General features: G+C 42.5%; 12 protein-coding genes. 6 read left to right on the top strand and 6 right to left on the bottom strand.

Features of this window, described 5'->3' with window-relative positions:
* Window position 1: 1 nt before the first annotated feature.
* From ACEYJ7_RS05800 to ACEYJ7_RS05825, 6 genes are all read right to left on the bottom strand, one after another.
* Window positions 2-517, bottom strand: a complete 516-nt coding sequence (locus ACEYJ7_RS05800) for a hypothetical protein (RefSeq protein WP_373778137.1) — start codon at window positions 515-517, stop codon at window positions 2-4.
* A 234-nt stretch (window positions 518-751) separates the two neighbouring features.
* Window positions 752-1,834, bottom strand: coding sequence for a peptide chain release factor 1 (prfA, locus tag ACEYJ7_RS05805; protein ID WP_373778138.1), 1,083 nt, complete (start codon window positions 1,832-1,834; stop codon window positions 752-754).
* Window positions 1,835-1,990: 156 nt separating this feature from the next.
* Window positions 1,991-2,263, bottom strand: a complete 273-nt coding sequence (locus tag ACEYJ7_RS05810) for an HU family DNA-binding protein (protein WP_373767622.1) — start codon at window positions 2,261-2,263, stop codon at window positions 1,991-1,993.
* 137 nt (window positions 2,264-2,400) lie between these two features.
* The gene (locus ACEYJ7_RS05815; protein WP_373778139.1) at window positions 2,401-2,991 is read right to left on the bottom strand and encodes a YjaG family protein; all 591 of its coding nucleotides are present in this window, start codon (window positions 2,989-2,991) and stop codon (window positions 2,401-2,403) included.
* A gap of 254 nt (window positions 2,992-3,245) precedes the next feature.
* The gene (gene hemE, locus ACEYJ7_RS05820; RefSeq protein WP_373778140.1) at window positions 3,246-4,310 is read right to left on the bottom strand and encodes a uroporphyrinogen decarboxylase; all 1,065 of its coding nucleotides are present in this window, start codon (window positions 4,308-4,310) and stop codon (window positions 3,246-3,248) included.
* Between the two features lie 65 nt (window positions 4,311-4,375).
* Window positions 4,376-5,158: a D-hexose-6-phosphate mutarotase gene (locus ACEYJ7_RS05825; protein ID WP_373778141.1), complete on the bottom strand. Its 783-nt coding sequence runs from the start codon at window positions 5,156-5,158 to the stop codon at window positions 4,376-4,378.
* 214 nt (window positions 5,159-5,372) lie between these two features.
* Here ACEYJ7_RS05825 and metH point away from each other — a divergent pair, with 214 nt between their 5' ends.
* The 6 genes from metH (at window position 5,373) to ACEYJ7_RS05855 (ending at window position 12,981) form a co-directional block, all read left to right on the top strand.
* Window positions 5,373-9,062 (top strand): methionine synthase, encoded by a 3,690-nt coding sequence (metH, locus tag ACEYJ7_RS05830; protein WP_373778142.1) that lies wholly within the window; start codon window positions 5,373-5,375, stop codon window positions 9,060-9,062.
* Between the two features lie 106 nt (window positions 9,063-9,168).
* Window positions 9,169-9,519, top strand: a complete 351-nt coding sequence (locus ACEYJ7_RS05835; RefSeq protein WP_373778143.1) for a hypothetical protein — start codon at window positions 9,169-9,171, stop codon at window positions 9,517-9,519.
* Window positions 9,520-9,853: 334 nt separating this feature from the next.
* Window positions 9,854-10,552, top strand: coding sequence for a DUF4145 domain-containing protein (locus ACEYJ7_RS05840; protein WP_373778144.1), 699 nt, complete (start codon window positions 9,854-9,856; stop codon window positions 10,550-10,552).
* A gap of 243 nt (window positions 10,553-10,795) precedes the next feature.
* Complete coding sequence (locus ACEYJ7_RS05845; protein WP_373778145.1) at window positions 10,796-11,269, top strand: transposase; 474 nt, start codon at window positions 10,796-10,798, stop codon at window positions 11,267-11,269.
* A gap of 218 nt (window positions 11,270-11,487) precedes the next feature.
* On the top strand, window positions 11,488-12,327 hold the full coding sequence (locus ACEYJ7_RS05850) for a DUF72 domain-containing protein (RefSeq protein WP_373778146.1): 840 nt from the start codon (window positions 11,488-11,490) through the stop codon (window positions 12,325-12,327).
* A gap of 198 nt (window positions 12,328-12,525) precedes the next feature.
* A complete protein-coding gene (locus ACEYJ7_RS05855) occupies window positions 12,526-12,981 on the top strand; it encodes a hypothetical protein (protein ID WP_373778147.1) in 456 nt (151 codons plus the stop codon).

Consider the following 12,981-nt stretch of genomic DNA (forward strand, 5'->3'; position numbering starts at 1 on the left):
GTTATTTTTTAACCGGTCTGGTACAAATCCCGGTACGGGTTGTTTGGTTAAGCTTCTGTTCCACCGCAAAAGAATCCGACGTTACGTTACTCACGGTTAAATTCACCGATTTTTGTTCCGGTTTCGTCATTTGTGAATTGATCGCTTGGTAATACTCTTTTTCCATCGTTTTCAACTCTTTATCGGTTTTGAGTGCTTTTTGAATTTCGTCACTATGTTTTGGCGTAACGGTACTCTTACTGAACTGATACGTTAAGATATTTTCCGCATAAGCCCAAGTTCCGGTACGCTGTACATCGTATTGGAACAACGGATTTTCCCGCGGAAGCATGATACGTCCGAGATACTTCGCTTTACCGTCTTTATCCAAGTTGATTTGGTTAGTGGTTGAAATATTACCGCCGTCCATGCGGCATTCCCAATTTCCCACAAAATTATTACTGGTCACTTTGCCAAAACCGGAAAATTGACATGCAGATAAAAGCGCTGCCGCTGCAACTACCGTAAATTTTTTCATATTTGCTCTCCTCAAAAATATAAATGTATTTTCCAATAATTTTAACTTATTGAAAAAATACGCCACATTAAAAAAATTTGCCAAAACTATAATATCAATATTTGCGGGATTTGGAAGGTGATTTATGACGACAAACAAAATCAGTTAAATGTGATTTAAATTCGTTGCGCCGAAAATAATAAAACAAGCGGTCACTTTTTTGCAAAATTTTGCAAAAAAACAACCGCTTGTCAATTATGACTGATCAGATAATGCGGCTAATTGATCCGCCTGATATTCAGTAATAATCGGCTGAATTAATTCGTCAATTTTGCCGTTCATCACTTCATCTAAACGGTAAACCGTTAGGTTAATACGGTGATCGGTCACACGCCCTTGCGGATAGTTATAGGTGCGGATTTTATCGGAACGATCCCCCGAACCCAACAGATTACGTCGGGTATCCGCTTGCTCTGCCGCTTGGCGCTCCTGCTCGACTTGTACGATGCGTGAGGCGAGTACTGCCATCGCTTTCGCTTTGTTTTTATGCTGCGAACGTTCGTCCTGACACTCTACCACAATGCCGGTCGGCAAATGAGTAATACGCACCGCAGAGTCGGTCGTGTTAACGTGCTGACCGCCCGCACCCGACGAACGATAGGTATCGATACGTAAATCTGACGGATTGATTTCCGGCAATTCCGATTCCGGTAACTCCGGCATCACCGCCACGGTACAAGCTGAGGTATGAATACGACCTTGCGATTCGGTTTTCGGTACACGCTGCACTCGGTGTCCGCCCGATTCAAATTTGAGCTGTCCATAAACGCCTTCGCCACTGATTTTCACGATGATTTCTTTATATCCGCCCTGCTCGCTCTCATTGGCGCTCATTTCTTCAATTCTCCAACGCTTACTCTCGCAATAACGGCTGTACATACGGTATAAATCACCAGCAAAAATCCCCGCTTCGTCACCGCCCGTTCCCGCGCGGATCTCTAAAAATGCGTTATACTCGTCATTCGGATCTTTTGGTAGCAATAAAATTTGTAGCTGTTGCTCTAGCTGCTCGATCTCCGCTTTATTTTCGGCAATTTCTTCCGCAGCCATCTCCTTCATATCCGGATCGTCTAATAAAATTTGTGCTTCATCGATATCGTTATTGAGTTTTGTCCAGCGGTTAAAAGTCGCAACGACTTCTTCTAACTGCGCATATTCTTTGGAATAGGCACGGAATTTATCTTGATCGCTAATCACGGATGCATCGCCGAGTAAGGCTTGTAGTTCTTCGTGGCGTTCGCTCAAGCTTTCTAATTTGGTGATAATTGATGGTTTCATTGAGTGTGTATTGAGTTTGTTAAAATTGGAAATATTCTATCACAAAATCGTTTTCATTGGGGCTGCTCAGTATATCCTCCCCAATTTATGTCTATACAAAGACAAAAAAGCCTAGAGACTCTCTAGGCTTTTATCATACATTCGATTTGAAAAGAATTATTTTACTAAGTCTTTTAATGCTTTGCCTGCGACGAATGCCGGAACATTAGCTGCTGGGATTTCGATTGCTTCGTTAGTTTTTGGGTTACGACCTGTGCGCGCTTTACGGTGGTTCACTTTAAAAGTACCGAAACCGATAAGTTGTACAGAATCTCCTTTTTTAAGACTGTCAGAAATAGCGTTCAAAGTTGCTTCTAGTGCTGCTTTAGCATCTTTTTTGCTTAATTCCGCGCTACTTGCGATTGCATCGATTAACTCAGTTTTGTTCATAGGTTTTATCCTCTAAGATTTTTTATAAGTTGACAATATTGCCCAAAAAAATAAATTTGCTTAAATGCGGTGCTAGCTTAATTCAAAGTTGAACATTCTCAAAGAGAATAATGTAATTTTTGTTACATAAATCACACTTATTGATTAATATTTAACCCGATATTGCTTATCCCGCTCTCTCTAATCTCATTCTTAAGACCTAATATCAGCTCAATATTACGGTCTTCACACTCATTTAGTAAACGATATATTTGCCATTGAGTGTCTAATTCATCCTGAATTTCAGGCGAATTTTTCAATTCCTGCTCGCCCAAAATACGATCTTGTTGTGTATCTAAATAAGTAGAAACCGTCGCAAGGGAAAGTTGACTTATTTTAATTGCCTGTTCCAAACTCGAACCGGCAATAATGCTATGTAATATTTCAGATAATGCTTCGCAAGCATCTTCAGCCGGGAAAACACCGTAAAAGTCGAACTCATTCACATTCGGAATAATTTCTTCTAATTTTTCCAACTGATTTTCAAAATTAATCTTCACTCCTTTTACAGTCAACAATTCCCATACAAGGTTCAAAATATTTTGGAAAATTTTTGCATTTTCTTCTGTTTTTGTGACTTCACAGAATAATTTGTAGTTAGGATACATACGCTCACACAGACAAGCCATAAAAGTAAGATGTTGCCAACTTTCAAAACGTTCGAGGCGTTTATGAATCGGGTTTCGCATTTGGGCTCCTTTTATATTTTTCCTCTTCCGCTTGCGGGACAAATGCTTTGCATTTGAACGTCGGCTTTACCGACAGCCCGCCAAAACGAGCGTAGCGAGTATTGGGTAGAACAAATTCGGAGAATTTGCGGTGGGAGAGAATTTTGCAAATTTTTAGAGAAATCTAACCGCTTGTCGTCCTCTCTCTGCTCAAAACAGCCTACGCTATTGTGCTGTCTCTCCCATAAACGGAAGAGAGTCACTAGATTTAAACATTATTGATGATACAGCTTCGAAAACGCGTGAATCGCATCAACAAACACTTTCGGACTTTCAACCGGTACATCTTGATGAATACCGTGACCAAGATTGAACACGTGTCCCGAACCGTAACCAAAGCCGGCTAAAATCGCTTGCACTTCATGCTCAATACGTTCGGGGCTGGCGTAGAGCACGCTCGGATCCATATTGCCTTGCAAGGCGACTTTATGCCCTACACGGCGACGTGCCTCGGCAATGTCGACGGTCCAATCTAAGCCAACTGCATCACAGCCTGTCTCTGCTATCGCTTCTAACCACAAGCCACTGCCTTTGGTGAACAAGGTGACAGGCACTTTTCTGCCCTCGTTTTCACGGATTAAACCGTCCACGATTTTGTGCATATAGCGTAACGAAAAGGCTTGATAATCACGGTGAGCCAACACACCGCCCCAAGTATCGAACACCATGACCGCTTGTGCCCCTGCTTTAATTTGAGCGTTTAGATAAAGAATAACGCTATCCGCCAATTTATCTAATAAAGCGTGTAGCAGAGCTGGCTCAGCGTACATCATTTTTTTGATTTTGGTAAAGGCTTTACTACTTCCGCCCTCGACCATATAAGTCGCTAACGTCCAAGGGCTACCTGAAAAGCCAATCAGTGGCACTTCGCCTTTTAATTCTCGGCGAATGGTACGCACCGCATTCATCACATATTGCAACTCTTGTTCAGGATCAGGGAGCGGCAAGTTATCCACATCGGCTTTGCGTTCAATCGGACGAGCAAATTTCGGGCCTTCGCCTGCACCAAAACTCAAGCCTAAACCCATTGAATCAGGAATAGTTAAGATATCTGAAAATAGAATTGCCGCATCTAACGCATAACGGCGTAAAGGTTGAAGAGTGACTTCGCAAGCCAAATCCGCATTGCGACAGAGCGACATAAAATCTCCTGCTTCGGCACGGGTTGCCTTATATTCCGGCAAATAACGTCCTGCTTGACGCATCATCCAAACAGGAGTCATATCCACAGGTTCACGCAAAAGCGCTCTTAAATAACGATCGTTTTTAAGTATAGTCATAAAAAAATCCAAAATAAAAATGCCCCGTTAGGCGAATTACGGGGCAAATCATAGCATAAATCCGATTATTTCACGCTAATCTTCACACTCACTTGTTCATTTTGTTGTAATAGTCGGTTAATTCTAGCCGTTTCTACACAAACCATGGTCTTATAACCGACTTCACTCATTCCGCTCGTCGCTTTATGCCAAGGATTCCACAATACCACATCGCTGGCATTAATATGTTCAATTTTGATTCGGCGTTGGAAAACTTCATCGTCAATAAAGTGAGTCGGATGATTTTCGGCAGAATAGATACAATCCACATTTTCTGCAATTTTTCGAGGCGAAGGCACCGCTTGTCGAGTTTTTGTCAAGGTATCGAAACAGTCGGTCGGTAAATTTTGCACTTCAACCCGCGTAATGTCACCAATATTAAAGTAACTATGTAGCGCAAGCTGAGCTTGTTCATTTGTTAAATGTGTAAACGTAATATGGCAAGTTTCACCCAATTCCATTGTGATTTTAGCTTCTTGTTTTAAGCCAAAATCCAAAACGACTTTATCCTGCTCAACCTGATGTGAAAGCAAATCCCATACGCTGTTACGCGCATAACCGTGCGCCGGCTGTTTTATCCCGCCGAACCACGGATAGCAAATCGGCACGCCGCCACGAATTGCATTACCTGTCGTGAAAGGCTCTACGTCACTTAACCAAAGCACATCATGCGCAGCATGATCAGGCTGCCAGCTAAAAAGATGTGCGCCTTGCAAGGCGATTTTCGCTTTCACTTTCGGATGTTCGATTTCCAATACTTCCAGTTGGTTGTATTTGACCAATTTAATTTCAGGGGCGAGATTGAGCATGTTATGTCTCCTTTAGCACATTGAATACAGACAGCGGAACACGCGAGCGTATCCCAACAAATAGACTCATCATAGAATATTCTCAATTCAGATCAAGCGGTATGATATCGGTCAAATTTTGCAAATTTCAGCATATTCGTAACCTCTAGATAAAAGTTGAGATAAACCCTTGTTTCAGGTAAGTTATATACGATTTTTTAAAACAGGATTTCCTATGCAACACACTAAAACCATTCAATTAAAAACCGCCCTAGCCCAACGTATCTTAATTTTAGACGGCGCGATGGGGACGATGATCCAACAATTTAAACTGACCGAAGCGGATTTCCGTGGCGAGCGTTTTAAACATTCTAGTGTAGATCTGCGTGGCAACAACGATCTGCTTACCCTGACCCAACCTTTAGTGATTTCGTCTATTCACGAGAAATACCTTGAAGCCGGGGCGGATATTATTGAAACCAACACCTTCAGTTCCACCACCATTGCGCAAGCGGATTACGAGTTGGCGTCTATCGCTTATGAACTGAATTTTGCCGGGGCGAAGCTGGCTCGGATCGCGGCGGATAAATACAGCACGCCTGAAAAACCGCGTTTTGTAGCGGGTATTCTTGGTCCAACCAATCGTACTGCCTCGATTTCACCAAATGTGAACGATCCCGGTTTTCGTAACATTACTTTTATGGAATTAGTCGATGCCTATGCGGAGGCAACTCGCGGCTTAATTGAAGGTGGTTCGGACATCATTATGATCGAAACCATCTTCGATACCTTGAATGCCAAAGCTGCCGCTTTTGCTATTGACCAAGTGTTTGAAGAACTGGGCGTGGAATTGCCGATTATGATTTCGGGAACCATTACCGATGCCTCCGGACGTACCCTTTCGGGGCAAACCACCGAAGCCTTTTACAACTCGCTCCGCCACGCAAAACCGCTCAGCTTTGGTTTGAACTGTGCCTTAGGCCCGAAAGAGTTGCGTCCTTATGTGGAAGTGATGTCGAAAATCTGTGAAACCTATGTGTCCGTTCACCCGAATGCCGGCTTGCCGAATGCCTTTGGTGGCTACGATTTGGGGGCGAAAGAGATGGCGGCTCACATCAAAGAGTGGGCGGAAAGCGGTTTCTTAAATATCGTGGGTGGTTGTTGCGGTACTACACCTGAACATATCAAAGCCTTTGCGAACGTAGTGACTGGCATTAAACCTCGTGCCTTGCCTGAAATCAAAACCGCGATGCGTTTGTCGGGGCTTGAGCCGTTGAACATTGATGATGAAAGCCTGTTTGTGAACGTGGGCGAACGCAATAACGTAACAGGTTCGGCGAAGTTTAAGCGTTTGATTAAAGAAGAAAAATTCAGCGAGGCCATTGAGATCGCCATCGATCAGGTGGAAAACGGTGCGCAAGTGATTGACGTGAATATGGACGAAGCGTTACTCGACTCGCAAAAATGTATGACCCGTTTCCTTAACATTATGGCGACTGAGCCTGATGCGGCGAAAGTGCCGGTGATGATTGACTCGTCTAAATGGGAAGTGATTGAAGCCGGTTTGCAATCAGTGCAAGGCAAGGGGATCGTGAACTCCATTTCGCTTAAAGAAGGCGAAGAAAAATTTATCCACCAAGCGAAACTGGTTCGCCGTTATGGTGCGGCGGTGGTCGTGATGGCGTTTGACGAAGTGGGACAAGCGGACACCGAAGAACGCAAGGTGGAAATCTGTACCCGAGCTTACGATATTCTCGTGAACCAAGTGGGTTTTCCGCCTGAAGATATTATTTTCGACCCGAACATTTTTGCCATCGGTACGGGGATTGAAGAACACAATAACTACGGCGTGGACTTTATCAACGCCACAGGTCGCATTAAACGTAGCCTGCCGCACGCCAAAATTTCGGGCGGTGTGTCGAATGTGTCCTTCTCGTTCCGTGGTAACAACGTGATGCGTGAAGCCATTCACGCCGTGTTCCTTTACCACGCCATCAAGCAAGGAATGGATATGGGGATTGTGAACGCCGGGCAACTGGCGATTTATGACGATCTCGATCCTGAACTGCGTGATGTGATTGAAGATGCGGTGTTAAATCGCCGTCCTGATGCGACCGATCGCCTGTTAGATATTGCAGAAAAATACCGAAATGTGACCGCTAGTAACAGTGAAGACAGTGGCGTTGCCGAATGGCGTACTTGGGCGGTGGAAGAACGCCTGAAACACGCCCTTGTGAAAGGGATCACCAACTATATTATTGAAGATACCGAAGAAGCACGTCAAAAATTCCCGACACCGCTCGAAGTGATCGAAGGGCCGCTAATGGACGGTATGGACGTGGTGGGCGATTTGTTCGGGGACGGTAAAATGTTCCTGCCGCAAGTGGTGAAATCCGCTCGTGTGATGAAACAGTCGGTCGCCTATTTAGAGCCGTTTATCAATGCTACCAAGCAGAAAGGCTCCTCCAGCGGTAAAGTGGTGATTGCCACCGTGAAAGGCGATGTGCACGACATCGGTAAAAATATCGTGAGCGTGGTGTTGCAATGTAATAACTTTGAAGTGATCGACTTGGGCGTAATGGTGCCTGCGGACAAAATCATTCAAACGGCGATTGACGAAAAAGCGGACATCATCGGCTTAAGCGGTCTGATCACGCCGTCCCTTGACGAAATGGAATATTTCTTAGGCGAAATGAACCGCTTGAACTTGAATATTCCGGTATTAATCGGCGGTGCGACTACCTCCAAAGAGCATACAGCGATTAAACTTTATCCAAAATATAAGCACGAAGTGATTTACACCACAAACGCCTCTCGTGCAGTAACGGTTTGTGCGGCGTTGATGAACCCTGAAACTAAAGCGGAATTGTGGGACCGAACGAAGAAAGAATACGAGAAAATTCAAGACGCCTTTGCCAACAAAAAAGCTCCACGCAAGCAGTTGCCGATTGAAGAGGCTCGCAAAAATGCCTTTGATGCGTTCAGTGGCGAATGGGCGGATTATCAAGTGCCAACGCCGAAACAAACAGGCATTGTGGAATATAAAAACGTGCCGATTGCGACTTTGCGGAAATTTATCGACTGGTCGCCGTTCTTCCGCTTATGGGGCTTAATGGGCGGTTATCCTGATGCCTTCGACTACCCTGAAGGCGGCGAAGAAGCTCGCCGAGTGTGGAACGATGCGCAAAAAGTGTTGGACGAATTAGAGCAAAATCACAAGCTCAACCCAAGCAGCATTATGGGCATTTTCCCTGCCAACAGCGTGGGCGATGATATTGAAATCTATCAAAATTCCGACCGCACTTTAGTGGCAGGCAAAGCCTATAACCTCCGCCAACAAAGCGAACGTGGCAGAAACAGCAAAAGCCCGTACAACCTGTGTTTGAGCGACTTTATCGCAAGCCGTGCCAGCGGCAAACAGGACTGGTTCGGTATGTTCGCCGTTTGTGCAGGGATTGAAGAACACGACTTAGTGGAAGGCTACAAAGCCGCAGGGGACGACTACAACGCAATCCTACTCCAAGCAGTCGGCGACCGTTTAGCCGAAGCAATGGCGGAATACTTGCACTTTGAACTCCGTACAAAAGTGTGGGGCTACACTAACGAAACCTTAGACAACGACCGCCTAATCCGTGAAGAATACATCGGCATCCGCCCAGCCCCAGGCTACCCAAGTTGCCCAGAACACACGGAAAAACAGATCATCTGGGATTTGCTGGAAGTGGAACAACGCATCGGAATGAAACTCACCGAAAGCTACGCAATGTGGCCGGCAGCATCTGTCTGTGGTTGGTACTTCACTCACCCAGCGAGTAATTATTTCACCCTTGGACGTATTGACGAAGATCAAGCGATCGATTATGCGAAACGCAAGGGGTGGAATGAGAGAGAAATGGTGAAGTGGTTGGGTGTGGTGATGAAGTGATCGTAGGGTGCGTTTTCAAATGCACCTTGTAACTACAAGCGGTCGGATTTTGTGAGGAATTTGCAAAGTTCTGATCGCATTTTTTGATTTAACCATAGGAGCAAATATGCTTATTAATAATAAAACCATACATGATGTTCATGATTTAGAAGTAAAAGAAAAGCGCGAAGCAAAAATATTTATTAGAGGAGCTGTGTACTGCTGGCTAAATACTCACGGAGAAGATGTCTTTGCTGTTCGAGATTTATTCGGAAAAGATAATACAGATTGGACTGGAACTCCATTGGAGTGTGTATGGAATAAGAATAAGAGAGCCGGCAAAAATAATGATGAAGCATTTGAACAATCAGCAAAGGATGTCGGTTGGTTATTAAAAGCTGTATTGGAGGAAGATAGACTTGAATTTAAAGTAACGAAAAGTGGATTAACCAATGGTTATTCTTGGATTAGAAAATAGTATTTTTATCTGCCTCGCTGGCGCAAGCGTCTCGCTCGCGCCAGCGGTAGGTTTTAATAATTTGTAAAATATTGAGCAAATTAGACCGCTTGTAATCCATTCTCACATTTATATATTTCGCTATCTCCATCGAAAATTCCTCATTTCTATTCGACAAAACCACAACAAGCGGTTACATTTATTAAAAATTTTACAAAGAAACTTATAACTAAATAAAAACAGTGAAAAAGACGATATTATGTAGCAGTTACACAAACAACAATTTTAAGAAATTTTCGTAGGGGCGGGGTTTACCCCCGCCCGAAAAATCATTTTTAATAACAGGAGTTTTCTAATGATTACTTTTAGATATACTTGCCCACATTGTGGAACTGAAAAAAGTGGATTTGAAGTAAAAACTTATCACGAAAATAAAAAATACAGCGATGTCTCAATATTCTCTATCTTAGCAACTTGTAATATTTGTGATGGTAGCATCATTTCGGATATTAAACTTGATGATAAAAATGCTTATTCTTATTATAGTTCAATAATTGATCAATTTAGAACTAAATTAACTAGTGATACCTATTATAATTTACGAGAAGCATATAATGGACATATAGAATTCTATCCTAATAATCAACTAAAAGCTGAAATTCCCGAAAATCTACCTGATAGTGTCATTGATGAGCTCAAGACAGCTGAAGATTTATATATGCAAATAAATGCTAAACCAAACTTTGTTAAAGTAGCAGGTAATGCATATCGAACCACGTTAGAGCGAGCATTATGTGAATTAGCAGAAAATGATAACCGAGCTAGATTAGATAAACGAATTGAAAAACTTTTTAATGATGGAAAACTTACAAAAGATCTAAAAAATTTCGCATTACATATTCGTATTTTAAGTGCAGATGCTTCGCATACTTATAATGAGTTCTCTTTAGATGAATTGAAAGAGCTTCGTTTATTTACTCAATTATTTTTACGTTATACATTTACATTACCAGCAATGATTCCTAAAGATTCAAAAGAAAATTTAACAGAATAAACTTGAAATAGCGATGATAAAACGGGCGGGGATAAACCCCGCCCCTACGAAATGGAAGCGTGTTTCCAATTTTGGAGAAAATCCTTAAATTGGAAACACACTTCCATTTTTTGTGATCTTGCTCGAAAAATTCATCATTTTCATTCGACGTCTAATGATCAAATATCGTATGCTCTAAAATGTTAATTTCTTTCGTAGGGGCGGGGTTTATCCCCGCCCGAAAATATCCCACATACAGAAAATATGAAAAATAATTTCCCCAAACGCCGTAATAATATGCGACTACCACATTATGATTATTCTCAATATGGCTGCTATTTCGTCACAATCTGTACCAAAAATAGGAATTGTCTTTTTGGAGATATTGCTAATGAAAAAATGCACTTAAATGAAATTGGTATGATGATAGATGAAACCTTAAACGCTTTATTAAAAGATTATCCCAAAAGTGAATTTTCTCACTATGCTATTATGCCAAATCACATACATTTCATTTGGTTTAATCAAGACGATGTTTTACTTTCAAATTTGGTTCGGAAATTGAAAGGGATTACGGCTAAAAAATATCGAGAGATGATGAATAACCAGATTTATGAACCATTATGGCAACGCAGTTTTTATGAGCATATTATTCGGAATGATGAAGATTTTTTGAGAATTTGGGAATATATTGAAAATAATCCATTACAATGGCATTTAGATCGTTTTTATCAATAGATACGGGCGGGGATAAACCCCGCCCCTACGAAATGGAAGTGTGTTTCCAATTTTGGAGAAAAATCCTTAAATTGGAAATCAACTTCCAATTGTTTTAAAATAAGGTTGAAATGGAAATAAACTTCCAACTATGTAGAACTTACATTTCCATTCGACAATCCCCTCACTAGCGGTTACATTTACTCAACATTTTGCAAACTAAAAACAAGATATTAAAAATGCACACACCCCACATCTACATCGGCACAGGTGGTTATAGCGATACGGATTTAGTCGGTACGCTCTATCCGTTTGGGACGGACAAATCGGATTTTTTGTCGATTTATAGTCAGCATTACGACACCGTTGAGATCAACAGCACCTTTCACGCTCCGATTGGCTATAAGGCGGTGCAAGGTATGTTAGAAAAGGCGGAAGGGCGGTTAACATTTTCGGTGAAACTTCATCAAGATTTTAGCCACAAACGCACCGCTACCGCCGAACAAGCTAGGATGTTTTTAGATGCATTGCAACCTCTGCGTGATAGTCATTGTTTAGCCAATTTATTTGTGCAATTTCCGACCAGTTTTGAGCGTCAGCACGCCAATCGTTACTATTTGGCGGAGCTGGTGTCGTGGTTCAGTGATTATCCCCTTGCCATTGAGTTTCGCCACGCCAGTTGGCATACGCAATCGGTGCTGGACTATTTTCACGGCAAGGAAAATTTGATTTGGTGTAACGTGGATTATCCGCAGAATATCGGTTTGCCTGCCTTTCAGTTTTATGCGAACCAACGCACCGCTTACCTGCGATTGCACGGTCGCAATCCCCATTGGTGGAAAGCCCAATCGGCACAAGAACGCCACAATTATCGTTATAGCCAAACCGAATTACAACAACTGGCAACATTGTTAAATCAGCGAAAAGCGGAGTTTGATCAGCTTTATCTCTACTTTCAAAACACCACCAATAGCCATTCGTTCTACAATATCGAAAGTCTGAAAGGCTATTTGGCGAACTATGGATTTAAAGTAAAAGAGACGCCTGAATTTTTGAGTGGACAGCAGAGTTTGTTTTAGGGCTTACGTACAGGTTTCACTTTTGCGATCTCCATCGGAAAATCGCCTTTTCTATTCGACAATCAGATTACAAGCGGTCTGATCTCGCCGATATTTTGCAAAATTAGGAGCAACTTCCCCGTTCCCTTGCACTCTGCACAATTTAAGTTATCATAGTTCGCTAATAGGTAGTCTCTCATTTTCTCGGATATTTTAGCTATGAACACACTTAAATGGATTTTATTCACGTCAACCCTCGCCGGATTATTCGCTTGTACCCCTCCCCCACCACCGAAAACCGGTTACTTAAAGGACAATATCAGCCAAGCTGAATTGTATAATTCGACGAATTTCAAACGTTATTATTACCATTGCCGTAACGCAGAAACCGGTGCAGACTCTTATTTATCCGCCTATTTTCCGCTTTCAAGGGAAAGTCGCATGACAGAAAATTTCGGTTTTTATTTTCAATTAGACGGAGATAAAGCACAGCCGTTTGATCATATCGAAAATAAACCGCTCAATGCACGCCGTTCACGTTTTGAGGTGGTTTATCGTTCATATCATCCGATTCAAGGGACTTATGTTGATTTAATCGCCCGCGAACACGGCTCGACTTACTACAAAAATCATCAAGGAAGACGTATGCCTTGGTTGAATTGTCGGGAGAGTTAA

This window comes from Glaesserella sp., from assembly GCF_041814905.1.
Taxonomy (GTDB): domain Bacteria; phylum Pseudomonadota; class Gammaproteobacteria; order Enterobacterales; family Pasteurellaceae; genus Glaesserella.

Bases quoted from the DNA above. Each gene is read 5' to 3' on its own strand.
- ACEYJ7_RS05855 (WP_373778147.1), top strand. From the start codon at position 12,526: ATGAACACACTTAAATGGATTTTATTCACGTCAACCCTCGCCGGATTA.
- ACEYJ7_RS05835 (WP_373778143.1), top strand. From the start codon at position 9,169: ATGCTTATTAATAATAAAACCATACATGATGTTCATGATTTAGAAGTA.
- ACEYJ7_RS05810 (WP_373767622.1), bottom strand. From the start codon at position 2,263: ATGAACAAAACTGAGTTAATCGATGCAATCGCAAGTAGCGCGGAATTA.
- ACEYJ7_RS05825 (WP_373778141.1), bottom strand. From the start codon at position 5,158: ATGCTCAATCTCGCCCCTGAAATTAAATTGGTCAAATACAACCAACTG.
- metH (WP_373778142.1), top strand. From the start codon at position 5,373: ATGCAACACACTAAAACCATTCAATTAAAAACCGCCCTAGCCCAACGT.
- ACEYJ7_RS05845 (WP_373778145.1), top strand. From the start codon at position 10,796: ATGAAAAATAATTTCCCCAAACGCCGTAATAATATGCGACTACCACAT.
- ACEYJ7_RS05815 (WP_373778139.1), bottom strand. From the start codon at position 2,991: ATGCGAAACCCGATTCATAAACGCCTCGAACGTTTTGAAAGTTGGCAA.
- prfA (WP_373778138.1), bottom strand. From the start codon at position 1,834: ATGAAACCATCAATTATCACCAAATTAGAAAGCTTGAGCGAACGCCAC.
- ACEYJ7_RS05800 (WP_373778137.1), bottom strand. From the start codon at position 517: ATGAAAAAATTTACGGTAGTTGCAGCGGCAGCGCTTTTATCTGCATGT.
- hemE (WP_373778140.1), bottom strand. From the start codon at position 4,310: ATGACTATACTTAAAAACGATCGTTATTTAAGAGCGCTTTTGCGTGAA.
- ACEYJ7_RS05840 (WP_373778144.1), top strand. From the start codon at position 9,854: ATGATTACTTTTAGATATACTTGCCCACATTGTGGAACTGAAAAAAGT.
- ACEYJ7_RS05850 (WP_373778146.1), top strand. From the start codon at position 11,488: ATGCACACACCCCACATCTACATCGGCACAGGTGGTTATAGCGATACG.